Raw genomic sequence first — 23,396 nt, 5'->3', positions numbered from 1 at the left:
AAATATCTCCCGTGATGGCTTGGAACTGGTCGATTTTCAACCGTCGTCCGGATCAGCCGAAGCGCCCGGTGATGTAGTCCTCGGTCTCGGTCTTGGCTGGCTTGAAGAAGATCTGCTCGGTGGAACCGAACTCCACCAGTTCGCCCAGGTACATGTAGGCGGTGTAGTCGCTGCAGCGCGCTGCCTGCTGCATGTTGTGGGTGACGATGGCAATGGTGTAGTCCTGCTTGAGCTCGTGCACCAGTTCTTCCACCTTGCCGGTGGAGATCGGGTCCAGCGCCGAAGTGGGCTCGTCCAGCAACAACACCGAGGGCTTCACCGCCACGCTGCGTGCGATGCACAGGCGTTGCTGCTGACCACCCGAAAGCGACAGGCCGCTCTGGTTGAGTTTGTCCTTCACCTCGTTCCACAGCGCGGCCTTGGACAGCGCCCATTCCACACGGTCGTCCATCTCGCTGCGACCCAGGTTCTCGTACAGCTTCACGCCGAAGGCGATGTTGTCGTAGATCGACATGGGAAACGGCGTGGGCTTCTGGAACACCATGCCGATGCGCGCGCGCAGCAGGTTGATGTCCTGCTTGTCGTCCAGGATGTTCTGGCCGTAGAAATTGATCTGACCTTCGGCGCGCTGGCCAGGATACAGGCTGTACATGCGGTTGAGCGTGCGCAGCAGGGTCGACTTGCCGCAGCCCGAGGGACCGATGAAGGCGGTGACCTTGCGCTCCTCGATGTTCATGTTGACGTTCTTCAGGCCCTGGAACTTGCCGTAGAAGAAGTTGAGGTTGCGCAATTCAAGCGCGTTTTTCGCGACGACTGCGGATTGGGCTGCGATGGCGGCATTCGGCATGGTCATGTCCATATCTTTGAAAACTGGGAGGATGGGAGCGCTGGTTTCAACCCAGCTTCTTCTCGCGAAGGAACACGCGGGCCACGATGTTGAGCACCAGCACCGACAAGGTGATGAGCAGCGCACCACCCCAGGCCAGGCGGATCCAGTTGTCGTAAGGGCTGAGCGCAAACTGGAAGATCACCACCGGCAAGTTGGCCATGGGTGCGCCCATATCGGTGCTGAAGAACTGGTTGTTGAGCGCGGTGAACAGCAGGGGTGCGGTCTCGCCGCTGATGCGAGCCACCGCCAGCAGCAGGCCAGTCATGACGCCACTCTTGGCCGCGCGCAGCGTGACCAGCGTGGCCACCTTCCAGCGCGGCGCGCCGAGGGCAAATGCTGCCTCGCGCAGGCTGCCCGGCACCAGGCGCAGCATGTTCTCGGTGGTGCGCACGACCACCGGCACGGCGATCAGCGACAGGGCCAGGCTGCCGGCCCAGCCGGAGAAATTGCCCACCGTGGCCACGGCTATGGCGTAAACGAACAGGCCCAGCACGATGGAGGGAGCCGACAGCATGATGTCGGTGACGAAGCGGGTGAGCTCGGCGGTCTTGCTTTCGTCGCCGTACTCAGCCAGATACACCCCGGCGAAGACGCCGATGGGCGTGGACACCAGCACCGAGAAGCCGACCATCATCAGGCTGCCGACGATGGCGTTGGCCAGGCCACCACCTTCACTGCCCGGGGCGGGTGTGGACTGGGTGAACATGTTCCAGTCCAGCGCGGCCAGGCCGTTGGTCAGCAGCACGCTCAGGATCCAGAGCAGCACCACCAAGCCGAGCACCATGGCGCCCATGGAGAGCGTGAGGCCGATGGCGTTCGCACGCTGGCGGGTTTTGTAGATTTGGTTGTTGAATTCCATGTCAGAACCCTTTGGCCTTCTCGGCGCGCATCATCATGATCTTGGCCACTGAGAGCACCAGGAAGGTGATCACGAACAGCAGAAAACCCAGCGCAAACAACGTGGAGAGATGGAAGTCCGCAGCCTCACCGAACTCGTTGGCCAGTGTGGAGGCAATCGAAGTCCCCGGTGAGAACAGCGAAGTCGGCATGCGGTTGGCGTTGCCGATCACGAAGGTGACCGCCATGGTCTCCCCCAGGGCCCGGCCCAAGCCGAGCATGATGCCGCCGATGACACCCTTCTGCGTGTAGGGCAGCACAACGCGGCGCACCACCTCCCAGGTCGTGCAGCCCAGACCGTAGGCCGACTCGCGCAGGATGGGCGGCACGATTTCGAACACGTCGCGCATCACGGCCGCCACGAAGGGCAGCACCATGAAGGCCAGCACGATGCCGGCGGCCAGGATGCCGAAACCGTTGGTGCTGCCGCCAAACAGGAAGCCCACCAGCGGCATGCCGCCGAGCACGTTCTGCACCGGCACCTGGAAATAGTCGGCAAACAACGGTGCAAACACGAACAGGCCGAACATGCCGTAGATGATGGACGGCACGGCTGCCAGCAACTCGACCGCGGTGCCCAGCGGGCGGCGCAGCCACACAGGGCATGTTTCGGTGAGGAAGAGCGCGATGCCGAAGGCCAGCGGCACGGCGATCAGCATGGCGATGGTGGCGCTGGCTATGGTGCCGACGATGGCAATGGCAGCGCCGAATTCTTCGTTGATGATGTCCCACTCGACCCGCCAGATGAAGTTGAATCCGAACTTCTGGAAGGTGGGCCAGGCGTTGATGAACAGTGAGACGATGATGCCCAGCAGGGCGACCAGCACCAACAGCGAAAAACTCTGGGTAATGCGGTGAAACAGGACGTCCTGGAAGCGTTGCCGCTTGGCAATCGACGCCATGTTGGGGTTGTCCAGTTGAACGGACACAGGTTGCGAACTCATGGTGGTTCCCAGGCTCATGGTGACTCCGATCCGGTTGTGACCGGCCCCACAAATCAACATCCGCCGGCCCGAATGAACCGACCGGCGGATGCGACGTGTGAAGCAGCCTAACTTACTTGGCGATCTGCGTCCAAACCTTGGAGCGGATCTGAGCGGTCAGAGAGTCGGGCAGCGGCACGTAGTCCAGCTCGGCGGCCATGGTTTTGCCGCCCTTGAAAGCCCAGTCAAAGAACTTCAGCACTTCGGCGGACTGCGCCTTGTCGGCTGGATCCTTGTACATCAGGATGAACGAGGCGGTGCTGATGGGCCAGCTCTCGGCGCCCTTGGCATTGACCATCGACACGCCCATGCCCGGAACACTGAACCAGTCGGCGCCGGCAGCGGCCGAGGCGAAGGTCTTGTCATCGGGGTTCACGTACTTGCCGTCGGCGTTCTGCAGTTGCAGGAAGGTCATGTTGTTCTTCTTCACGTAGGCGTACTCGACGTACCCCACGGCGCCCTTGACGCGGTTGACGTTGGCGGCCACGCCTTCGTTGCCCTTGCCGCCGACGGAAGAAGCCGCCGGCCACTTCACGGCAGCGCCTTTGCCCACGCTGTCCGCCCAGGGCTTGCTCACGGAGCTCAAGTAGTCGGTGAAGTTGAAAGTGGTACCCGAGCCGTCAGCACGGTGGATCACGGTCACGTTCTGGTCCGGCAGGGTCTTGCCAGGGTTCAGGGCGGCCAGCTTGGGATCGTTCCACTTGGTGATCGTGCCCAGGAACAGTTCGGCCAGCACGGGGCCGGTGACGCGCAGTTCACCCGGCTTGAAGCCTTCCAGGTTGATCACGGGCACGGTGCCGCCGATGATGGCCGGGAACTGGATCATGCCGTCTTTCTCAAGGTCAGCACCGGACACAGGCGCGTCGGATGCACCGAAAGCCACGGTCTTGGCGCGGATCTGGCGGATGCCACCGGACGAACCGATCGACTGGTAGTTCAAACCGGTGCCGGTTTCTTTCTTGTAGGCCTCGGCCCACTTGGCGTAGATCGGGAAGGGGAAGGTGGCGCCGGCGCCGGTGATGTCGGCTGCGATGGCGGAGCCCATTCCGGCGGTTGCCATGGCGGCAGCGGCCACGGCCTGAAGGAAGATGCGTTTGTTGATCATGTGGAAACTCCTTGCGGTTGGAAAGCAGAACAAGAGCGACTCTAGGCAGCCAATGTGACAACCCCGTGACATCTCACGAATGTCACAGAGCCTGCAGTGAAGGGACCACGCCTATTTGGGGGGTACGGGGCCGGGCATGCGTCACAATCCGGGCTCGCCCCCGTCTACCCTCGTTTTCCCTGAGCCGTCCAGGTTCACCGCTCCCCCTTCGCATGCAAAACGGAACCCTACTCGCCGCCATCGACCTCGGCTCCAACAGTTTCCGGCTGGAAATCGGCCGTTACCACTCGGGCCACATCGAGCGCATCGAATACCTCAAGGAAACCGTGCGCCAGGGCAACGGGCTGGACGAAGAAAAAAACCTCAGCCAGGCGGCCATGGAACGCGGCTGGGAATGCCTGGCCCGTTTTGCCGAGCGGCTGCACGGCTTCAAGCGCCAGCAGGTTCGCGCCGTGGCCACGCAAACCCTGCGCGAGGCAAAAAACCGCGACGAATTCGTGCGCCAGGCCCAGGCGATTCTGGGATTCCCGATCGATGTGGTGTCCGGCTACGAAGAAGCACGCCTGATTTACCAGGGCGTCTCGCGCCTGCTGCCGCATTCCGACGAGAAACGCCTCGTGGTCGACATCGGGGGCCGCTCCACCGAGATGATCCTGGGCCAGGGCTACTCGGCCCGCACCATGGAGTCGTACCGCCTGGGCAGCGTGGCCTGGTCCACACGCTATTTCTCACGTGGCCAGCTCACCGCCGCCGCCTTCAAGACGGCCGAAGTGGCGGCCAAGGCGGTGATCGACGAAGCGCTGGACAGATTCCCCCCGGCCGACTGGACGGTGGCCTACGGCTCTTCGGGCACGGTGGGCGCAGTGGCCGACATGCTGGCCGCCAACGGCTGGGCCTCCGGCGTGGTGACCCGCTCAGGGCTTGACTGGCTCACCGATCGCATGATCAGGGCGGGCAACGTCGACCAGTTGCGCATCGAAGGCCTGAAGGACGACCGCCGCCCCGTGGTGGGCGGTGGCGTGAGTGTGCTGCGCGCGATCTTCGACCTGTTCGGCATCGAGCAGATGCTGCCGGCCCAAGGAGCGCTGCGTCACGGCGCGCTGTACGACCTGATTGACCGCGACACGGACGGCGGCGACGTGCGCGAACGCACCGTGAGCTGGTTAACCCACCGCTTCTCGGCCGATGAGGCCCAGGGCAAACGCGTCAGTGCGGTGAGCACCGCCCTCTTCTCGCAGATTGCCGCACTGGACGCACAGAACGAGCGTTATTCGCAAAAGCTGGCCTGGGCCGCGCGGCTGCACGAAATCGGCACCCACATTTCGCACGAACGCTCCCACCACCATGGCGCGTACATCCTGGACAACGTGGACGCCCGGGGCTTCTCGCTGCCCGAGCTGCACCGCATGAGCCAGCTGGTGCTCGGCCAGCGCGGCAAGCTGCGCAAGCTCGAAGAAGCGCTGCAGGACGAGCTGTTCGCCAAACAGCTCATGGCGCTGCGTCTGGCGGTGCTGCTGTGCCACGCGCGGCAGATGCCAGAGCACGAGTCGGTCAAGCTGAGCTACAAGCCGCGCGCTTTCAAGCTGGCCACCAACCCGGGCTGGGCCAAGCGCTACCCACAGTCGGCTTGGTTGCTGGGCGAAGAGGTGGTGGCCTGGCAGAAATCGTCGTGGAAGTTCACTGCTGATATCAGATAGGGAACACCCCCGTCGCTTGCTCATTGCGTGCAGCCGCATCCCCCTCAAGGGGGCAATGCCCGTGCCCCGGCAAAGCCGGTTGCACGGCATTTCTGGTTTGCGATACGTCACGCATTTGTCATCCTACTGTCACAACCGTATAAACGATTTATACGGTTTATACTGCCCTTCTTTTTTCTACCAACGGAGTGCATTCATGGCCAGTCAAAACAGCAAGATCAGCAGCAAGAAACCCAAGCTCGTGCGGGACAGCTTCACCATCCCCAAGACCGAGTTCGCTGCCATTGAAACGCTGAAGACACGCGCCATCGCGCTGGGCACCAGCGTGAAGAAGAGCGAGCTGCTGCGCGCTGGTCTCATGGCCTTGCAAGGCCTCAACGACGCGGCCTACAAGGCTGCGCTGTCCGCCGTGCCGACGCTCAAGACCGGACGCCCCACCGGCACCGACAAAAAACCCGAAGCACCGAAAAAACCGGTGAGCAAGCCGGTCGCCAAGGCTGCGGTGAAGACCCCGGTCAAGGTCGCTGCCAAGTCGCCAGCCAAGCCGGTGGCCAAGACCGCCAGCAAAACCACCGCCCAACCGGTCGCCAAGAAAGTCGCTGCCAGGCCCGCAGCGAAAAAAGCCGCCGCTCCAGCCAAGAAGGTCGCGGCCGTGTGAAGCCCACCCGGGGCGCAGCCCCGGGTTCGTTCAGATCAACTCCGGTGTCTGAACGGTCACCACCACGGTCTGGCTGCCACTGGCGCGCTCGCGGTGGCGCAGCCACCACAGGGCGCCCTTCTTCACCGAGCAGTCATCCTCCGCCAGGTTGAGCAGGCGCGCGATCACCCGGCCCAACGTGGGCTGGTGGCCAACCACCACCACCGGCGATTTGCCGTGCGACCACTGCACCAGCTCCAGCAGGGCCAGCGGATCGCCCTCGGGCAACAGCTCTTTGCGAATCTTGAACTTGCGGCCCAAGGCCAACGCGGTTTGCTCGCACCGCAAGGCGGGGCTGCACCAGATGCGCGCACCCTCGGGCAACTGCCGATCCAGCCAGGCGGCCATGCGCGCGGCCTGCTTCTCGCCGCGAGGGGTGAGGCGTCGCGCCAGGTCTTTGTCGTCGCCCGGCACACCGGTCAGGAGATCGGGATGCTCATGGGCCTCGGCATGTCGCCAGAGAATCAGGTCCATGCTGCGGCTTTCCATTGCGCCCCCCTTTCCTATCCCTTGCTGCCGTAACGAGCCATCAAGCTGGCTTGCGCTGAATGCATCACCGCGCGGGTGCGACCACTGCCGGTGATGCTGGCCCGCACGTAGCGGCCATCGGGCTGCAGCAGCCAGGCGTCCTTGGTGTCGTAGAGGTAGGCCGACAGGCACTCGTCCATGATGCGGTGGCGCAGCGCGTTGTCGGTCACGGGCCAGGCGAGTTCGATGCGGCGCAGCATGTTGCGGTTCATCCAGTCGGCACTTGAGAGCCACAGCTCTTCCGCCTCTCCCGTGCGGAAGTAGAACACCCTGGAGTGCTCCAGCAGGCGTCCGATCACGGAGCGCACACGCACGTTGTCGGTGAAACCGGGCACCTGCGCCGGCAGGATGCAGGCGCCACGGATGATGAGGTCGATCTTCACGCCGTGTTGCGATGCCGTGGCCAGCGCACGCGCCAGTTGCTCGTCGGTGAGGGCGTTCATCTTCACGATCACGCGCGCATCCTGCCCCGCCTTGGCCGCAGCGCCTGCGGCTTCGAGCTTGTCGAGCATGGCCTTGTGCAGGTGGAACGGTGCGATCAGCGCCTTGTTGAGTTTGGGCAGGCGGTTCTGGCTGGCCAGGTGCAGAAATATCTGCTCCATGTCGGCGGTGAGTGCGTCGTCGGCGGTCAGGTAGCTCAGGTCGGTGTAGAGCCGGGCCGTGCCCGGGTTGTAGTTGCCGGTGGACAGGTGCGCGTAGCGCTTGAGACCACTTTCCTCGCGGCGGGTGACGAGCAGCATCTTGGCGTGGGTCTTGAGACCCACCACACCATAGACCACCTGTGCACCCACCGATTCCAGTCGCTCGGCGTAGTTGATATTGGCCTCTTCGTCGAAGCGCGCCTTGAGCTCCACCACGGCGGTCACTTCCTTGCCGCGGCGCACGGCCTCGCGCAGCAGGTTCATCAGCTCCGACTTCGCACCGGTGCGGTAGATGGTCTGCTTGATGGCCAGCACGTCGGGGTCTTCCACCGCCTCGCGCAAGAAGGCCAGCACGGCATCGAAGCTCTCGTACGGCTGGTGGATCAGGACATCACCCTGCTGCAAGCGCTCGAAGTACGACTGCCCGGGCGTGAGCTGCGCCGGCCAGCCAGCGTTGTAGGCCTCGAAGCGCAGCGCTGGCGCGTCCACCTTGTCGATCAATTGGTTCAGGCGCACCAGGTTCACCGGCCCGGGCACGCGGTACAGCGCCTTGTAGGGCAAGGCAAACTGCTCCAGCAAAAAGTTGGACAGGAACTCCGAGCAGCCCGCCGACACCTCCAGGCGCAGGGCCTGGCCGTAGTGGCGCTGCTGCAGGCCCTTGCGTAGCGCGGTGCGCAGGTTCTTCACCTCTTCCTCGTCCACCGCCAGGTCGGAATGGCGCGTGATGCGGAACTGGGAAAACTCGGTGACCTGCCTGCCCGGGAACAGATCGCCCAGGTGGGAACGGATCAGACTGGAGATGGAGACGAAGTGCGTCTGCTTGGAACCCTTGATGGGTGGCATGCGGAAGAACCGCGGCAGGATGCGCGGCACCTTCACGATGGCGATCTCGTTCTCGCGCCCGAAGGCATCCTTGCCGGCCAGGCGCACGATGAAGTTGAGCGATTTGTTCGCCACCTGCGGAAACGGGTGCGCCGGATCCAGTCCCACGGGCATCAGCAGGGGCTGTACCTCGTTGATGAAGAATTCCTTGACCCACCGGCGCTGGCGCGGATTGCGCTCGCCGTGCGAGATGATCTTGATGCCTTTTTTCTCCAGCAGCGGCAGCAGCTCGTTGTTGTAGATGGCGTACTGCTGTGCAACGAGTTCGTGGATCTTTTCGGAGAGCTTCTCGTAGGTCTGCGCGGTGTACTGGCCGCGCTGCTCGTTGGCCTGCGCTGCCGTCAGGTGGGGAGCGACGCGAACCTCGAAGAACTCGTCAAGGTTGCTGGAGACGATGCTGAGGTAGCGCAGGCGCTCCAGCGGCGGAACGTCGGGGCGACGCGCCCAGTCCATGACGCGTTCGTTGAAAGCCAGGATGCTGTGATCGCGATCCAGGAAAGGAAACTTGCTGTTGGAGTTGTTGCCGCTCATGTCTGTTGTCGTTGTTGTCGTCGGGTGCGTCTGCCCAGTGGTGCAGGACACCGCGCCATGCCCAGTGTGCCCGGCCGCCACCCCCTGCCTTGTGACAATTATTCAACGACAGGATGACGTTTGTGTGACAGTTTCGTGATGCCCCCGAGTTCGTGACTCTGCACGCCAAAACCCGATCGCAAGCGCTGCCGCCGGTGCCGCGGCAACACCACCAGATGCGACAGAAACAACGCGCTTGAGCGACCCCAGCCAAACAGCAGCGCACGGTCGCGCGCCTCATGGCGTTGCACCTTGAGCGCCTCGAACCAGGCCTCACGCAAATCGCCGTGCAGCGCACCGGCGCGGCTTTGACCCACCAGTTGCTGCGGCCCGTCCACCGGGTAGGCTGCCACCGGTACACCGCAGGCCATGGCCTCCAGCATGGCCTGGCCCTGGGTTTCTCCGCGGCAGGGAAACACGAACACGTCGGCCGATGCATACACCTGCGCGAGTTCGTGCCGGGGCAACTCGCCGAGCCAGTGCACGTTGGGGTAGCGCGCGCGCAGCCCCGATGCCATGGGGCCTTCGCCACACACGACCTTGCTGCCGGGCACATCAAGGGCCAGAAAGGCTTCAACGTTCTTCTCGGCCGAGAGCCTGCCGACATACAGGCTGACCGGGTGGGCCAGAGGGCCGAGCGAGGCGAACGACCGGGTGCGATCGGTCAGCGCAAACAGGTGCGTGTCCACGCCGGGCGTCCACAGACGCAGGTGCTGAAAGCCACGCGCTTGCAACCGGTCGAGCAAACCCGGGTTGGGCACCATCACACCGCTGGCCGGCCGGTGAAACCAGCGCAGCAAGGCGTAAGCCCAGGACAGCGGCAGCTTGAGCGAGGAATGCAACATCTCCGGAAGCCGGCTGTTGAACGCGGTGGTGAACGGCAGACCGCGCTTCACGCAGTGGCGCCGCGCCGCCCATCCCAGCGGGCCCTCGGTGGCAATGTGGATCGCATCGGGATCGGCCGCATCCATGAGGGAACGCAGCCGGGCACCGGGAAACAACGCGATGTCCAGGCCAGGATGACCCGGGCAGGGCCGAGTGCGGAATTGCCCGGGCTGGATCATCACCACCTCGTGGCCGTTCACCTGCAACTGGCGCACCAACGCCCCCAGGGTGGAGACCAGCCCATGAACCTGAGGCTGCCAGGCGTCGGTGACGATCAGGATCTTCATGCGCGCATCAGGTCCTCAGGAAATGTTTGCGGTAACGCGCGGGCAGGTCGGAGATGCGCATGAACATGGGCAGGTCGGCAGCGTTGAAATCCGGGTCCCAGGCCGGCGGGCCCAACACCTTGGCGCCCAGTCGCAGGTAGCCTCTGATGAGCGCGGGAGCCTCCACGTCGAGTGTGTCGTCCAGCCGCTCCACCGGCAGCGGCAGGCGCGGGCGCACGTGGAAGTCGATCGGGGCGAGGTGCGTCTGCCGCACCTGGCGCCAGATGCTCGCCGCGGCGTGGCCACCACCCACCATGCCGTGCGGGCCTTCGTGCTGCATCGGAATGCTGGCGCAGCCGATCATGGTGTCGAGTTCGTTGCGCACCATGAACTCGGCCAGCGCGCCCCACAGCGCCATGATCACGCCGCCGTGGCGGTGGTCGCGGTGCACGCAGCTGCGGCCCAGCTCCACCATGCGCTCGCGCACACCGCGCAGGCGGGTGAGGTCGAACTCGGTGTCGCTGTAGGTGCTGCCCACGCGCCGAGCCTGGGCCGGGGTGAGCACGCGGTAGGTGCCGATCACCTGGCGGCTCGCGCTGTCGCGCACCAGCAAGTGCTCGCAGAAGTCGTCGAACAGGTCCACGTCGTGGCCGGGCACCGTGTTGGGCAGGCGGGCACCCATCTCCAAGGCGAACACCTCGAACCGCAGCTTCTGGGCCTCGCGCACCTCGCTTTGGTGCCGGGCCCAGGAAACTTCGATGCCGTGCGCGACCGGTTGCGCGGGCACAGGGATGAAGGCTGTCGCCGACGGAATGGCGTGGGAAATGAGAGCTGTGGTCATGACCATGCAGTTTGAAAACCGGTCATGACCCTCCCGAGGCAGTCGCATGAAGTTTTGGTGACAACCGCACCCGGCGTCGTCATGCCGACGTCACACAGTGTTGCTATTATTCAATAATGATTGAATTAATGAACAACACCCCCCGATCAACAGGAAAAACACCATGAAAGTGGGCATCAACGGCATGGGCCGCATCGGCCGCCTGGCCCTGCGCGCCGCACTCGGCGCAGCCGAACGAGAAACCACCGACCCGCGCGCCAGCAACCGGCTGCAGGTGGTGCACCTCAACGAGCTCAAGGGCGGCGCAGCGGCCACGGCCCATCTGCTGGCCTTTGACAGCGTGCAGGGCAAGTGGCGCGCCGACATCACCACCGAAGGCGAGAGCAGCATCCGCATCGACCAGCACCGCATGGGCTTCACATCGCACGCCGCACCGCGCGAGATTCCCTGGGGCGACCTGGGCGTGGACCTTGTGCTGGAATGCACCGGCAAGTTCCTCACACCCGAAACCCTCCAAGGCCACCTGGACCGCGGCGCCAAGCGCGTGATCGTGGCCGCGCCGGTGAAGGTGGGTGGCGTGCTCAACATCGTGGTGGGCGTGAACCACACGCTGTACGAACCAGCCCGCGACCGCATCGTGACCGCCGCCTCGTGCACCACCAACTGCCTGGCGCCGGTGGTGAAGGTGGTGCACGAAGCCATCGGCATCCGCCATGGCCAGATCACCACGCTGCACAACCCGACCAACACCAACCTGGTGGTGGACGCGCCGCACAAAGACCTGCGCCGCGCCCGCAGCGCTCTGATGAGCCTGGCGCCCACGACCACCGGCAGCGCCACCGCCATCGCGCTGATCTACCCCGAGCTCAAGGGCAAGCTCAACGGCCACGCGGTGCGCGTACCGGCGCTCAACGCCTCACTCACCGACTGCGTGTTCGAACTGCAGCGCGAGACCACGGTGGACGAAGTGAATGCCTTGTTTGCCGCGGCGGCACAAGGCCCGCTGGCCGGCATCCTGGGCTACGAAACGCGCCCCTTGGTCAGCGTGGACTACGCGCGTGACACCCGTTCAAGCATCGTGGATGCGCCCTCCACCATGGTGACCGACGGCACGCTGCTCAAGGTCTACGCCTGGTACGACAACGAAATGGGCTACGCCTGCCGCATGGTCGATCTCGCTTGTCACATGCAATCCGTCGGCATCTGACCTCACCGTTCGGGCTGAGCCTGTCGAAGCCCTCGCACATACATGAACACCGCCGAACGCAACTACGCCATCGTCACCGCCGCCTACTGGGGCTTCACGCTCACCGACGGCGCGCTGCGCATGCTGGTGCTGCTGCACTTCTACCGCTTGGGCTATTCGCCGTTCACGCTGGCCTTCCTGTTCCTGCTGTACGAAGCCGCGGGGATCGTCGCCAACTTCGTCGGTGGCTGGCTGGCCACGCGCTACGGCATCACGCGCATGCTCACCGTGGGCCTGATCACGCAGATCATCGGCTTCACCGTGCTGTCGTTCCTCGATCCAGGCTGGAGCGCGGCGATGTCGGTGGCCTGGGTGGTGCTGGCGCAAGGCATCTGCGGCGTGGCAAAAGACCTTACCAAGACCGCCAGCAAGTCGGCCATCAAGGTCACCGCCGACCAGGCGAAGAACCAGGGCTCGGGCCAGCTCTTCAAGTGGGTGGCCTGGTTCACCGGCAGCAAGAACGCCATGAAGGGCGTCGGCTTTTTCCTGGGCGGGCTGCTGCTGCAGACACTGGGCTTCCAGCAGGCGCTGTGGGCCATGGCCGCGCTGCTCGCGCTCGTGCTGGTGGGCGTGGTGAGTTCGCTGCCGCGGATGATGGGCAAGAGCAAGGCTTCGAAGTCGGCGAAGGAACTGTTTGCCAAGAACACCGGCGTGAACGTGCTGGCCGCCGCGCGCGTGGTGCTGTTCGGTGCCCGCGACGTGTGGTTCGTGGTGGGCGTGCCGGTCTACCTGTATTCGCAGGGCTGGAACTTCACCATGGTGGGTACCTTCCTCGCGGTCTGGACCATCGGTTACGGGGCGGTGCAGGCGCTGGCACCCGCCTTTGTCAAACGCAGCACCGACGGCCTGAGCACCGAGGTGCCCGCCGCTCGGCTGTGGTCGGCGCTGCTGGCACTCGTGCCCATGGCTCTGGCACTGGCCGTGGCGCTGGACGTGCCGCACCTGCCCTGGGTGGTGGTGGGGGGGTTGGGCGTGTTCGGCTTCGCGTTTGCGGTCAACTCTTCCGTGCATTCGTACCTGGTGCTGGCCTACGCCGGCTCGGAGAAAGCGGCCGAAGACGTGGGCTTCTACTACGCCGCCAATGCACTCGGCCGCTTCAGCGGCACGCTGCTCTCGGGCCTGCTGTACCAGTGGGGCGGACTGCTCTATGCGCTGCTGGGCTCGGCGCTCATGTTGGTTGTGTGCTGGTTGGCCACGCTCAGGCTACCCGGCACGCGAGCCTTGCAAACCACCCCTGTCTGAAGGAGATCCCATGGACGAAACCCAAGCCGTCAAATCCCTCGGCGCCTTGGCGCAGGAGACGCGCCTGCGCATCTTCCGCGCCCTGGTGGCGCAGGGCACGCAAGGCCTCACGCCAGGCCACCTCACCGAATCGCTGGGCGTGCCGGGCACGGCGCTGTCGTTTCACCTCAAGGAACTGAGCCACGCGGGGCTGGTGTCGCAAGAGCGCGATGGCCGCCACCTGATCTACCGCGCCGAGTTCGGCGCCATGAAGGACTTGCTGCAATTCCTCACCGCCCACTGCTGTCAGGGCGAGCCCTGCGAAATGACGACCGCTTCTTCCGCTGTTCCCACCTGCACGAACTGATGGTGCAAGCCGATCCGAAGGCCCCCCGAGAGCGCCCCGGGGCCTGAGAGAATACGGCGCTGTGACGTCCACACCCTCCAGCCCGCCCCACGCACTGCAATGCCACCCGGCCACACCGGCGGGATTGCCGCTGAATGTATCGGTGGCGATGCGTTCGACCCGCGAAGGCTTGCGGCTGGTGTACACCGTGAGCGGCGACATGGCCGGGCTGCGCATTCCGCCGGCCACCGAACCAGCCCCCGCCGACGGCCTGTGGCAACACACTTGCCTCGAGGTCTTTGTGGCGGTCGAGGGTGAAGCGGATTACCGCGAATTCAACTTCTCGCCATCGGGCCAATGGGCGGCCTACCGGTTTGCCGGTGAGCGTCAGCGCGACACCTCGCCCGCACCCGACCTGCCCGCGCCTGTGATGCAACTCGCCATCACACCGACGCTTCTCACGCTGGACGTGCACCTGCCCCTTGCTGCCCTGCCCTTGCCCGCCCAACACGTTGAGCTGGCGCTGTGCGCCGTCATTGAAGAACACGACGGGCGTCTGAGCTACTGGGCCCTGCAGCACCCGTGCGAACGCCCCGATTTCCACCACCCCGCCGGTCGCTCGCTGCGCCTGGCCTTGCCCAAGAACTGAACGCCATGCAATTCGGCCTCGATCGTTTCCTGCAAGACCCTGCCCTGCGTGCACCGCTCAAAGGCCGCCGCGTGGCGCTGCTGGCCCACCCGGCCTCGGTCACGCGCGACCTCACACACGCGCTCGATGCGCTGGCCGCACTGCCCGACGTGACGCTCTCGGCCGCCTTCGGCCCGCAACACGGTCTGCGGGGTGACAAGCAGGACAACATGGTCGAGTCGCCGGACTACCTCGATCCCCGCTTGGGCATCCCGGTGTTCAGCCTCTACGGCGAGGTGCGCCGCCCGACCGACGCCATGATGGCCAGCTTCGACGTGTTGCTGGTCGACCTGCAAGACCTCGGCTGCCGCATCTACACCTTCATCACCACGCTGCGTTATGTGCTCGAAGCCGCAGCGAAACACGGCAAGGCGGTGTGGGTGCTGGACCGGCCCAACCCGGCCGGCCGGCCCATCGAAGGGCTCACGCTGCGCGAAGGGTGGGAGAGCTTTGTGGGCGCGGGCGCCATGCCCATGCGCCACGGCATGACCATGGGCGAACTCGGCCACTGGTTCATTGCCACGCTGGGCTTGAGCGTGGACTACCGCGTGATCACCATGACGGGCTGGCAACCCGATGCAGCCCCCGGCTTTGGCTGGCCGACCGAGCGCAGTTGGGTCAACCCCAGCCCCAACGCCGCCAACCTGAGCATGGCGCGCGCCTACGCGGGCACGGTGATGTTGGAGGGCACGACACTGTCCGAAGGCCGCGGCACCACACGCCCGCTGGAGTTGTTCGGCGCGCCCGGCATCGATGTGCCCCGCCTGCTGGCCGACATGCGCCGCATCGCACCCCAATGGCTGCAGGGCTGCGTGCTGCGTCCGTGTTTCTTCGAGCCCACCTTCCACAAGCACCAGGGGCAGTTGTGCGCGGGCGTGCAGATCCATGTGGAAGACCCGACCCACTACGACCACGCGGCCTTCAAGCCGTGGCGGCTGCAGGCCCTGGCGTTTCGCGCCATCCGGATGCAGGCGCCCGACTACCCGCTGTGGCGCGACTTTGCGTACGAGTACGAACACGAGCGGCTGGCGATTGATCTCATCAACGGCGGGCCGCTGCTGCGGGAGTGGGTGGACGATGTGTTGGCCGACCCCGACGTGCTGGAGGCAGCAGCCGCTGCCAACGAAGCGGCCTGGGCAGAGGCGCGCAAGCCCTATCTGTTGTATTGAGGGGAGTCGTCTCATCGAGGGCCACCGCGGAACCGGCTTTGCCGGGCCCATGGTGGCGCCCCCTTGAGGGGGTGACGGGCGCGTCAGCGCCCGGCGCGGGGGTGCTTCCTGTTCATAACCACTTCTGGAAGAACCGGGCGGTGCCCATGGCCGGGTCCAACTGGTAACCCGCGTAGCCGATGCGCTCGTACAGCCGGACGGCGCCATGGTTGCCCGACAGGACTTCCAGTGTCATCTTCACCGCACCACGCTCCTTGGCGATCATTTCGGCCAGAGCCAACATCTGTTCCGCAATGCCGCGCCCCCGATGGCTGGCCAGCACGGCCACGTCGTGCACGTTCACCAGCGGCTTGCAGGCGAAGGTGGAGAAGCCTTCGATGCAGTTCACCAGCCCCACCGGCTGCGTGCCATCAAACGCCAGCACGCTGTAGGCCTGCGGCCGCGCCGAGAGTTCGCGCACCAGGTGCTGCTTCGCGAAGTCCGTCAGACCTTCCCCGCCACCCGCCGGATCGCTCGCGTATGCGTCAAGCAGCGCCACCAGCGCGGTTGCGTGGCTGGCGTCGGCGTAGTCCGCGCAAACGATGGCAACCACGCTCACGCAGGCACCTGCGCGCGCACGGCGGCCACCAGGCGCTCGGCACAGGCCTGCGCCTTCTGCGCGTCACGCGCCTCCACCATCACGCGCAGCAGTGGCTCGGTGCCGCTGGCGCGGATGAGCACACGGCCGGTCTCGCCCAGCTCGGCCTCCACCGCCTGGGTCTGCTGCGCCAGGAAGGTGTTGGTTTTCCAGTCCTGACCGGGTTGCAGGCGCACGTTGATCAGCGTCTGGGGAAACAGCGTCACCTCAGCGAGCTGCTGCGCCATGCTCTTGCCACTGTCCACGCAGGCGTGCAGCACCTGCAGGGCCGACACGAGGCCGTCGCCCGTGGTGTGGCGGTCGAGCACCAGCAAATGCCCGGAGCCTTCGCCACCCAGGATCCAGCCATTCTTTTCCAGTTCTTCGAGCACATAGCGGTCGCCCACCTTGGCTCGCACGAACTTCACACCGCGCGCCTTGAGCGCCACCTCCACCGCCATGTTGGTCATGAGCGTGCCGACCACGCCGGGCACGTCGTGGTCGCGCGCCAGGCGATCGGCCACGATCAGGTACAGCAGTTCATCACCGTTGAACAGGCGGCCATCGGAATCCACCATCTGCAGGCGATCTGCATCGCCGTCGAGCGCGATGCCGTAGTGAGCGCCGTGCGCCTTCACCGCCTCCACCATGGCCTGCGGGTGCGTGGCACCCACGCCGTGGTTGATGTTGAGGCCGTCAGGCGTGCAGCCGATCTTGATGACCTCGGCACCCAGCTCGTGGAACACGGCGGGCGCGATCTGGTAGGCCGCACCGTTGGCGCCATCCACCACGATCTTCAAGCCCTTGAGCGAGAGGTTGTGCGAGCAGGTGCTCTTGCAAAACTCGATGTAGCGGCCGGCCGCATCTTCCATTCGGCGCGACTTGCCGAGCTCGGCCGACGCGGCCCACACCGGTGGCTCGTCCAGTGCCGCCTCAACCGCGCGCTCCCAGTCGTCCGGCAGCTTGGTGCCCAGAGCGCTGAAAAACTTGATGCCGTTGTCTGCGAACGCGTTGTGGCTGGCAGAAATCACGACGCCCAGGTTGGCGCGCTGGGCCCGGGTAAGGTAGGCCACGGCTGGCGTGGGCACGGGACCGAGCAGCACCACATCCACACCGGCCGAGTTGAAACCCGATTCAAGTGCGGCCTCCAGCATGTAGCCGGAAATGCGCGTGTCTTTTCCGATCAGCACCGTGGGGTGCGACTCGGTGCGGCGCAACACGCGCCCCACCGCGTGGGCGAGGCGCAAGACAAAGTCGGGAGTGATGGGGGCCTGGCCGACCGTGCCGCGGATGCCGTCGGTGCCGAAGTATTTGCGGGGCATGTTGTGTCCTCTGTGTTGTTATGAATTTGGCGCTCCACCACGCCGGCTCAATGCTGGCCGGCGCACGGCCGCAAAACGTCGATTATCGCGGCCATCCGCCCATCAAACGGGCTGGATGGCCTGCCAGACCCTCAATGCGTCTACCGTCTGACGCACATCGTGCACGCGCACCACGCGAGCCCCGCGCTCCACCGCCAGCAAGGCGGCCGCCACACTGGCGGCTATCCGCTCGGAGGGCACCTCTCGCCCCGTTGCAGCTCCCAGACTCGACTTGCGTGACCACCCCGCGAGCATGGGCCAACCGAGAGCCATCAACTCGCTCTGGTGCGCCAGTAGACTGAAGTTCTGGGCCACAGTCTTGCCAAACCCCACGCCGGCATCGAGCACGATGCGCTCGTGCGCCACGCCACGGGCCATGAGCGCGCTGGCTCGCTCGCGCAGGAAAGCGCTCACCGCTGGCAACACGTCGCCGTCCATGGGTGCCACCTGCATGGTCTGGGGATCGCGGTGCATGTGCATGAGGCACACACCGCAGCGCGGATGCGCGGCCACCACGTCCATGGCGTCCCCACGGCGCAGGGCCCAGATGTCGTTGACGATGTCGGCGCCGGCGTCGAGCACGGCCCGCATGACCTCGGGCTTGTAAGTGTCCACAGACACCGGCACCCCCAGCTTCACCGCCTCGCGCACCACCGGCAAGACCCGGGCAAGCTCATCCTCCAAGGGCACAGCCGGGCTGCCGGGACGCGTCGACTCACCGCCGATGTCCAGCATGTGTGCGCCGTCCTGGATGAGTTGCTCGCAGTGCTTGAGTGCGGCGGAAGTGCCGGCGTGCTGGCCGCCGTCGGAAAAGGAATCGGGCGTCACGTTCACGATGCCCATGACCTGCGGCGTGGCGAGGTCGATGTCAAAACGGGTGGTCTGCCAATGCATGAAGAGAGCTTTGAAACGGAAATGACAACGGGGCCGAAGCCCCGTGTGTCTTGAAAACCCGAGTCGCTCAGGCGGCCGTGGGTGCCGGATCGGTCGCAACGGCGGGCGATCCACCGCTGCCACCGCCACCACCCACCGAGGGGTTGCGCGGCGTCCAGTCCTTGGGAGGACGGGGCGGTTTGCCAGCCATGATGTCGTCGATCTGGTCCGCGTCGATGGTTTCCCATTCCAACAGTGCCTTGGCCATGGCGTGCATCTTGTCGCTGTTCTCTTCGATCAGATCGCGCGCCAGTTTGTACTGCGCGTCAATGATGCGGCGCACCTCGGCGTCCACCTTCTGCATGGTGGATTCACTCATGTTGGTGGTCTTGGTGACCGAACGGCCCAGGAACACTTCACCTTCGTTTTCGGCGTAGACCATCGGGCCCAGTGCGTCGGTCATGCCATAACGCATCACCATGTCACGGGCGATCGTCGTGGCGCGCTCGAAGTCGTTCGAAGCCCCGGTGGTCATCTGGTTCATGAACACCTCTTCGGCGATGCGGCCTCCGAACAGCATGCTGATCTGGTTCAGCATGTAGTCCTTGTCGTAGCTGTAGCGGTCTTGCGCGGGCAGGCTCATGGTCACACCCAGTGCGCGGCCGCGCGGGATGATCGTGACCTTGTGCACCGGGTCGCACTTGGGCAGCAGCTTGCCGATGAGCGCGTGGCCCGACTCGTGGTACGCCGTGTTGCGGCGCTCTTCCTCGGGCATCACCATGCTCTTGCGCTCGGGACCCATGAAGATCTTGTCCTTGGCCTTCTCGAAATCCTGCATCTCGACCACGCGGGCGTTGCGGCGCGCGGCCATCAGGGCGGCTTCGTTGCACAGGTTGGCCAGGTCAGCACCGCTCATGCCGGGCGTACCGCGGGCGATCACACTCGGGTTCACGTCGGTGCCCAGGGGCACCTTGCGCATGTGCACGTTCAAGATCTGCTCGCGGCCGCGGATGTCGGGCAGCGTCACATAGACCTGGCGGTCGAAACGACCCGGGCGCAGCAAGGCAGCGTCCAGGATGTCGGGGCGGTTGGTGGCCGCGACCACAATCACGCCCAGATTGGTCTCGAAGCCATCCATCTCGACCAGCATCTGATTGAGGGTCTGTTCGCGTTCGTCGTTGCCACCGCCCAGCCCGGCACCGCGCTGGCGGCCAACGGCATCGATCTCATCGATGAAGATGATGCAGGGGGCGTTCTTCTTGGCGTTCTCGAACATGTCGCGCACGCGGGCCGCACCCACGCCGACGAACATTTCCACGAAGTCGGAACCCGAGATGCTGAAGAACGGCACCTTGGCTTCGCCCGCAATGCCCTTGGCCAGCAGGGTCTTGCCGGTGCCCGGAGGGCCGACCAGCAGCAGACCACGTGGAATGCGCCCGCCCAGTTTCTGGAACTTGGCCGGGTCTTTCAGGAAGTCCACGACTTCCTTCACCTCTTCCTTGGCCTCGTCACAACCGGCCACGTCGGCGAAGGTCACGGTGTTGTTGTTCTCGTCGAGCATGCGGGCCTTGCTCTTGCCGAAGCTGAACGCGCCGCCCTTGCCGCCGCCCTGCATCTGGCGCATGAAGTAGATCCAGACGCCGATCAGCAGCAGCATCGGGCCCCAGCTGACCAGCAAGGTCATGAGCAGCGAGCCTTCTTCGCGCGGACGCACGTCGAACTTCACGTCGTTGTTGATAAGGTCGCCGACCAGACCGCGGTCGAGGTAGGTGGCTGTGGTGCGCACGCGACGATCGTCTTGCGTGACGGCCACGATCTCGGTGCCGCCCTGGCCTTCCTGGATGGTGGCGCTCTTGATGCGTCGGGCCTTGACCTCGTCAAGAAACTCGGAATACCCCATGTAACCCGAACCGGCCGCAGAGCGCGTGTCGAACTGCTTGAAGACGGTGAAAAGCACCATGGCGATGACCATCCACACGGCGATTTTCGAAAACCACTGATTGTTCAAGTGCAGCTCCTGGATACGGTATTGGCGGTTATGCGCATGTGGGTGTGATTCTAGGACTTTCAAGCGCATGTGCCTCATGCGGGTGACGAGGCTGTGTCAATGAAAGGGTTGGCTTTTCTCTATGAGAGGCACCAGCAGCGTGTACTCAGCCCCGTACCGTTGATTTGAGACCCATGCCGACGAGAAAGGTTTCCGACGATTTGTCCCGGGACGCCTTGGGTTTGACCGCCTTGACCGTGAGAAATGTCTGGCGAAACAGGGCCACCATGGGGTCGTAGGCCCCGCCATGGAACAGCTTGACCACCAACGAACCATCGACCTTGAGGTGCTTGATCGAAAAATCCACCGCCAGCTCCACCAGATCGGTGATGCGCGCGGCGTCCGTCATGCCGATGCCCGAGAGATTGGGCGACATGTCGGAGATCACCACGTCGACCTGGTGCACGCCGCGATCGGTGAGCGCCTGCTCCAGTTCGGCCAGCACAACGGCCTCGCGGAAGTCTCCCAGGATGAAATGCACGCCTTCCACGTCTTCCATGGGAAGCATGTCCAGCGCAATGATGGTGCCGTGCAGCTCACCCACGGCCGCGCCCTGCGGGCTCAGGCGGCGGCGCGCGTACTGGCTCCAGGCGCCGGGCGCCGAACCGAGGTCCACCACGCAGTCACCCGGACGGATAAGACCGAGGGTTTCGTCGAGTTCCTTGAGCTTGTAGGCGGCGCGCGCGCGGTAGCCGTCTTTTTTGGCCAGCCGGACGTACGGGTCGTTCACGTGCTGGTTGAGCCAGGCCTTGTTGACCTTTTTGCTCTGGGTTTTGACTTTCATGCCCATGAGGGTCGCCTAAGGTCTGTGTAAACGATAATTGTCCCATGCCCCAGATCACACTCACTCCCGCTCAGCGCAAAGTTCACCGCGCCGAAGCCCACCATCTCGATCCCGTCGTCCACATCGGAAATGACGGATTGAGCCCCGCGGTCAAAAAAGAGATCGCCGCCGCGCTCAAAGCGCACGGCCTGATCAAGGTCCGCGTGCTCAGCGACGACCGCGCTGCCCGCGAGGCCATGCTGCACACCCTGGCCGACGAGCTTGACGCAGCTCCCATCCAGCACATCGGCAAGCTGCTGGTGCTCTGGCGTCCGTTGGTCGAAAAGGTGAAAGTGGTCGACGAAGACCGCATGCCCGGCCCGCGCGACGTGAAAGTGCTGAAGTTCAGCAAACGCGGCGGCCAGCGGCCCGAAGTGAAGGTGGTGCGCGTGCTGGGCAACCAGCGCCTGACCACGGGCGGGCAGATCAAACGCGCCAAGGTCATGAAGAAGAGCGTGAAGAAGAGCGCCCAATCGCAGTAATCGCCTCTCCCCACGTTCGTTCAGGGCCTCGCGGCTTGAACTTCATCAACAGCGCCACATCTGAGAACGCATGAACGACCGTACCGCCCCCTTCGACCAGAACCCACTGCTCAACTTCGACGACCTGCCCCTCTTCGACGCCATCACACCGACGCTGGTGGGTCCGGCGATCGATCAATTGATGCAGGCTGCCAGCGTTGCGCTGGAGACCGTGACGGCCAGCAACTTCCCCGCAGACTGGAAGCGCATCTCCGAAACCCTGGACGTGCCCACCGAGCGCCTGTCGCGCGCGTGGGGCGCCGTGAGCCATCTCAACGGTGTGGCCGACACCCCCGAACTGCGTGCCGCCTACAACGAGGCCCTGCCCAAGGTCACGGAGTTCTGGACCCGCCTGGGAGCAGACGAGCGCTTGTACGCCAAGTACAAGGCCATGGACCCAAGTGGGCTCAACGCCGAGCAGGCCCGCGCCCACCACAACGCGATGCGCGGCTTCGTGCTGGGCGGGGCCGATCTGCAGGGCGAGGCCAAGACCCGCTTTGCCTGGCTGCAGGAGCGACAGGCCGAACTGGGCCAGAAGTTCAGTGAAAACGCGCTTGATGCCACCGACGCATTCGCGTTGTACGTGATCACCGAGCAACTGGCCGGCGTGCCCGGCGATGTGGTGCAGTCCACCGCAGCAGCGGCCGCAGCCGAGGGCAAGTCGGGCCACAAGCTCACGCTGAAGATGCCGTGCTACCTGCCCGTGATGCAGTTCGCCCACAGCAGCCCGCTGCGCGAGCAGCTCTACCGCGCCTACGCCACCCGCGCCAGCGATCAGGCCGTGGGCGACGCGGTCAAGTTCGACAACGCCGCCATCATGGGCGAGCTGCTCGCCTTGCGCCACGAAGAGGCGCAGTTGCTGGGCTATCGGCACTACGCCGATGTGTCCCTGGTGCCCAAGATGGCCGAATCGCCCGAACAGGTGATGGCTTTTCTGCGCGACTTGGGCACCAAGGCCCGCCCCCATGCAGAAAAAGACCTGGCCGACCTGCGCGCCTTTGCCGCCAGCGACCTCGGCCTGACCGACCCGCAGGCATGGGACTGGCCCTACATCGGCGAGAAGCTCAAGGAGGCGCGTTACGCTTTCAGCGAGCAGGAAGTCAAACCCTATTTCACGGCGCCCAAGGTGCTGGCAGGTTTGTTCCAGATCGTCGAGACGCTGTTTGAAGTGGCCATCCGCCCCGACCAAGCGCCGGTTTGGAACCCCGGTGTCGAGTTCTACCGCATTGAACGCAACAGCCCGAACGGTTCGGAGCTCGTGGGCCAGTTCTACCTGGACCCGGCCGCGCGCAACGGCAAGCGCGGTGGTGCCTGGATGGACGACGTGCGCGCCCGCTGGCTGCGCCCCGACACCGGCTCGCTGCAAACGCCGGTGGCGCACCTGGTGTGCAACTTCGCGGAGGGCGTGAACGGCAAGCCAGCCCTGCTCACCCACGACGACGTGATCACCCTCTTCCACGAGTTCGGCCATGGGCTGCATCACATGCTCACCCGGGTGAACGAGCGCGACGTGTCGGGCATCAGCGGTGTCGAATGGGACGCGGTTGAACTGCCCAGCCAGTTCATGGAGAACTTCTGCTGGGAATGGGATGTGCTCAAGCACA

General features: G+C 64.8%; 22 protein-coding genes. 9 read left to right on the top strand and 13 right to left on the bottom strand.

Annotated features, from left to right (window positions below; genetic code table 11):
- Window positions 1-52: 52 nt before the first annotated feature.
- The 4 genes from pstB to pstS form a co-directional block, all read right to left on the bottom strand.
- A complete protein-coding gene (pstB, locus tag IV113_RS22815; RefSeq protein WP_291090026.1) occupies window positions 53-853 on the bottom strand; it encodes a phosphate ABC transporter ATP-binding protein PstB in 801 nt (266 codons plus the stop codon).
- A gap of 40 nt (window positions 854-893) precedes the next feature.
- The gene (gene pstA, locus IV113_RS22810; protein ID WP_291090023.1) at window positions 894-1,748 is read right to left on the bottom strand and encodes a phosphate ABC transporter permease PstA; all 855 of its coding nucleotides are present in this window, start codon (window positions 1,746-1,748) and stop codon (window positions 894-896) included.
- Window position 1,749: 1 nt separating this feature from the next.
- Window positions 1,750-2,748: a phosphate ABC transporter permease subunit PstC gene (gene pstC / locus IV113_RS22805; RefSeq protein WP_291090020.1), complete on the bottom strand. Its 999-nt coding sequence runs from the start codon at window positions 2,746-2,748 to the stop codon at window positions 1,750-1,752.
- A 94-nt stretch (window positions 2,749-2,842) separates the two neighbouring features.
- Window positions 2,843-3,874 carry a phosphate ABC transporter substrate-binding protein PstS gene (gene pstS, locus IV113_RS22800; protein ID WP_291090017.1) on the bottom strand — a complete coding sequence of 344 codons (1,032 nt, stop codon included), beginning with the start codon at window positions 3,872-3,874 and terminating at the stop codon, window positions 2,843-2,845.
- A gap of 212 nt (window positions 3,875-4,086) precedes the next feature.
- Between pstS and ppx the strand changes: the two genes are divergently transcribed.
- Together ppx and IV113_RS26305 are read left to right on the top strand one after the other, a co-directional pair.
- Entirely contained in the window at window positions 4,087-5,571 is a 1,485-nt protein-coding gene (ppx, locus tag IV113_RS22795) for an exopolyphosphatase (RefSeq protein ID WP_291090014.1), read from the top strand.
- A gap of 196 nt (window positions 5,572-5,767) precedes the next feature.
- The gene (locus tag IV113_RS26305) at window positions 5,768-6,229 is read left to right on the top strand and encodes a hypothetical protein (protein WP_363318656.1); all 462 of its coding nucleotides are present in this window, start codon (window positions 5,768-5,770) and stop codon (window positions 6,227-6,229) included.
- A 30-nt stretch (window positions 6,230-6,259) separates the two neighbouring features.
- Here the strand turns inward: IV113_RS26305 and IV113_RS22785 are convergent, their stop codons facing one another.
- From IV113_RS22785 to IV113_RS22770, 4 genes are all read right to left on the bottom strand, one after another.
- Window positions 6,260-6,742, bottom strand: coding sequence for a histidine phosphatase family protein (locus tag IV113_RS22785; RefSeq protein WP_291090011.1), 483 nt, complete (start codon window positions 6,740-6,742; stop codon window positions 6,260-6,262).
- A gap of 29 nt (window positions 6,743-6,771) precedes the next feature.
- Window positions 6,772-8,850: a polyphosphate kinase 1 gene (ppk1, locus tag IV113_RS22780; protein ID WP_291090008.1), complete on the bottom strand. Its 2,079-nt coding sequence runs from the start codon at window positions 8,848-8,850 to the stop codon at window positions 6,772-6,774.
- Window positions 8,851-8,948: 98 nt separating this feature from the next.
- Window positions 8,949-10,061 (bottom strand): glycosyltransferase family 1 protein, encoded by a 1,113-nt coding sequence (locus tag IV113_RS22775; protein WP_291090006.1) that lies wholly within the window; start codon window positions 10,059-10,061, stop codon window positions 8,949-8,951.
- A gap of 7 nt (window positions 10,062-10,068) precedes the next feature.
- On the bottom strand, window positions 10,069-10,881 hold the full coding sequence (locus IV113_RS22770) for a GNAT family N-acyltransferase (protein WP_291090003.1): 813 nt from the start codon (window positions 10,879-10,881) through the stop codon (window positions 10,069-10,071).
- Between the two features lie 163 nt (window positions 10,882-11,044).
- Between IV113_RS22770 and IV113_RS22765 the strand changes: the two genes are divergently transcribed.
- The 5 genes from IV113_RS22765 to IV113_RS22745 all read left to right on the top strand — a co-directional run bounded on the left by IV113_RS22765 (window position 11,045) and on the right by IV113_RS22745 (window position 15,551).
- Window positions 11,045-12,088, top strand: a complete 1,044-nt coding sequence (locus IV113_RS22765) for an ArsJ-associated glyceraldehyde-3-phosphate dehydrogenase (RefSeq protein ID WP_291090000.1) — start codon at window positions 11,045-11,047, stop codon at window positions 12,086-12,088.
- A 42-nt stretch (window positions 12,089-12,130) separates the two neighbouring features.
- Window positions 12,131-13,369: an organoarsenical effux MFS transporter ArsJ gene (gene arsJ, locus IV113_RS22760; protein WP_291089997.1), complete on the top strand. Its 1,239-nt coding sequence runs from the start codon at window positions 12,131-12,133 to the stop codon at window positions 13,367-13,369.
- Window positions 13,370-13,379: 10 nt separating this feature from the next.
- Window positions 13,380-13,715, top strand: a complete 336-nt coding sequence (locus IV113_RS22755; protein WP_291089994.1) for a metalloregulator ArsR/SmtB family transcription factor — start codon at window positions 13,380-13,382, stop codon at window positions 13,713-13,715.
- Between the two features lie 61 nt (window positions 13,716-13,776).
- Window positions 13,777-14,343: a DOMON-like domain-containing protein gene (locus IV113_RS22750; protein WP_291089991.1), complete on the top strand. Its 567-nt coding sequence runs from the start codon at window positions 13,777-13,779 to the stop codon at window positions 14,341-14,343.
- A gap of 5 nt (window positions 14,344-14,348) precedes the next feature.
- Window positions 14,349-15,551, top strand: a complete 1,203-nt coding sequence (locus IV113_RS22745) for a DUF1343 domain-containing protein (protein ID WP_291089988.1) — start codon at window positions 14,349-14,351, stop codon at window positions 15,549-15,551.
- A 112-nt stretch (window positions 15,552-15,663) separates the two neighbouring features.
- Here IV113_RS22745 and IV113_RS22740 read toward each other — a convergent pair whose 3' ends face one another.
- The 5 genes from IV113_RS22740 to IV113_RS22720 all read right to left on the bottom strand — a co-directional run bounded on the left by IV113_RS22740 (window position 15,664) and on the right by IV113_RS22720 (window position 21,232).
- Window positions 15,664-16,149 carry a GNAT family N-acetyltransferase gene (locus IV113_RS22740; RefSeq protein WP_291089985.1) on the bottom strand — a complete coding sequence of 162 codons (486 nt, stop codon included), beginning with the start codon at window positions 16,147-16,149 and terminating at the stop codon, window positions 15,664-15,666.
- Window positions 16,146-17,489, bottom strand: a complete 1,344-nt coding sequence (gene glmM, locus IV113_RS22735; protein ID WP_291089982.1) for a phosphoglucosamine mutase — start codon at window positions 17,487-17,489, stop codon at window positions 16,146-16,148. Before glmM ends, IV113_RS22740 begins: the two co-directional genes overlap by 4 nt.
- Window positions 17,490-17,591: 102 nt before the next feature.
- Window positions 17,592-18,422, bottom strand: coding sequence for a dihydropteroate synthase (gene folP / locus IV113_RS22730; protein ID WP_291089979.1), 831 nt, complete (start codon window positions 18,420-18,422; stop codon window positions 17,592-17,594).
- 67 nt (window positions 18,423-18,489) lie between these two features.
- Window positions 18,490-20,409 (bottom strand): ATP-dependent zinc metalloprotease FtsH, encoded by a 1,920-nt coding sequence (ftsH, locus tag IV113_RS22725; protein ID WP_056274799.1) that lies wholly within the window; start codon window positions 20,407-20,409, stop codon window positions 18,490-18,492.
- A 145-nt stretch (window positions 20,410-20,554) separates the two neighbouring features.
- Window positions 20,555-21,232 (bottom strand): RlmE family RNA methyltransferase, encoded by a 678-nt coding sequence (locus tag IV113_RS22720; protein ID WP_291089972.1) that lies wholly within the window; start codon window positions 21,230-21,232, stop codon window positions 20,555-20,557.
- 44 nt (window positions 21,233-21,276) lie between these two features.
- Between IV113_RS22720 and IV113_RS22715 the strand changes: the two genes are divergently transcribed.
- Window positions 21,277-21,753: a YhbY family RNA-binding protein gene (locus IV113_RS22715; RefSeq protein ID WP_291089968.1), complete on the top strand. Its 477-nt coding sequence runs from the start codon at window positions 21,277-21,279 to the stop codon at window positions 21,751-21,753.
- A 70-nt stretch (window positions 21,754-21,823) separates the two neighbouring features.
- On the top strand, window positions 21,824-23,396 hold a 1,573-nt coding region (locus IV113_RS22710), incomplete at its 3' end, for a M3 family metallopeptidase (RefSeq protein ID WP_291089966.1).

It is taken from the genome of Hydrogenophaga sp. (assembly GCF_018780385.1).
GTDB lineage: Bacteria > Pseudomonadota > Gammaproteobacteria > Burkholderiales > Burkholderiaceae_C > Hydrogenophaga.
The sequence above is the reverse complement of the archived record's forward strand: the minus strand, read 5'-3'. Positions and strand labels throughout refer to the sequence as shown.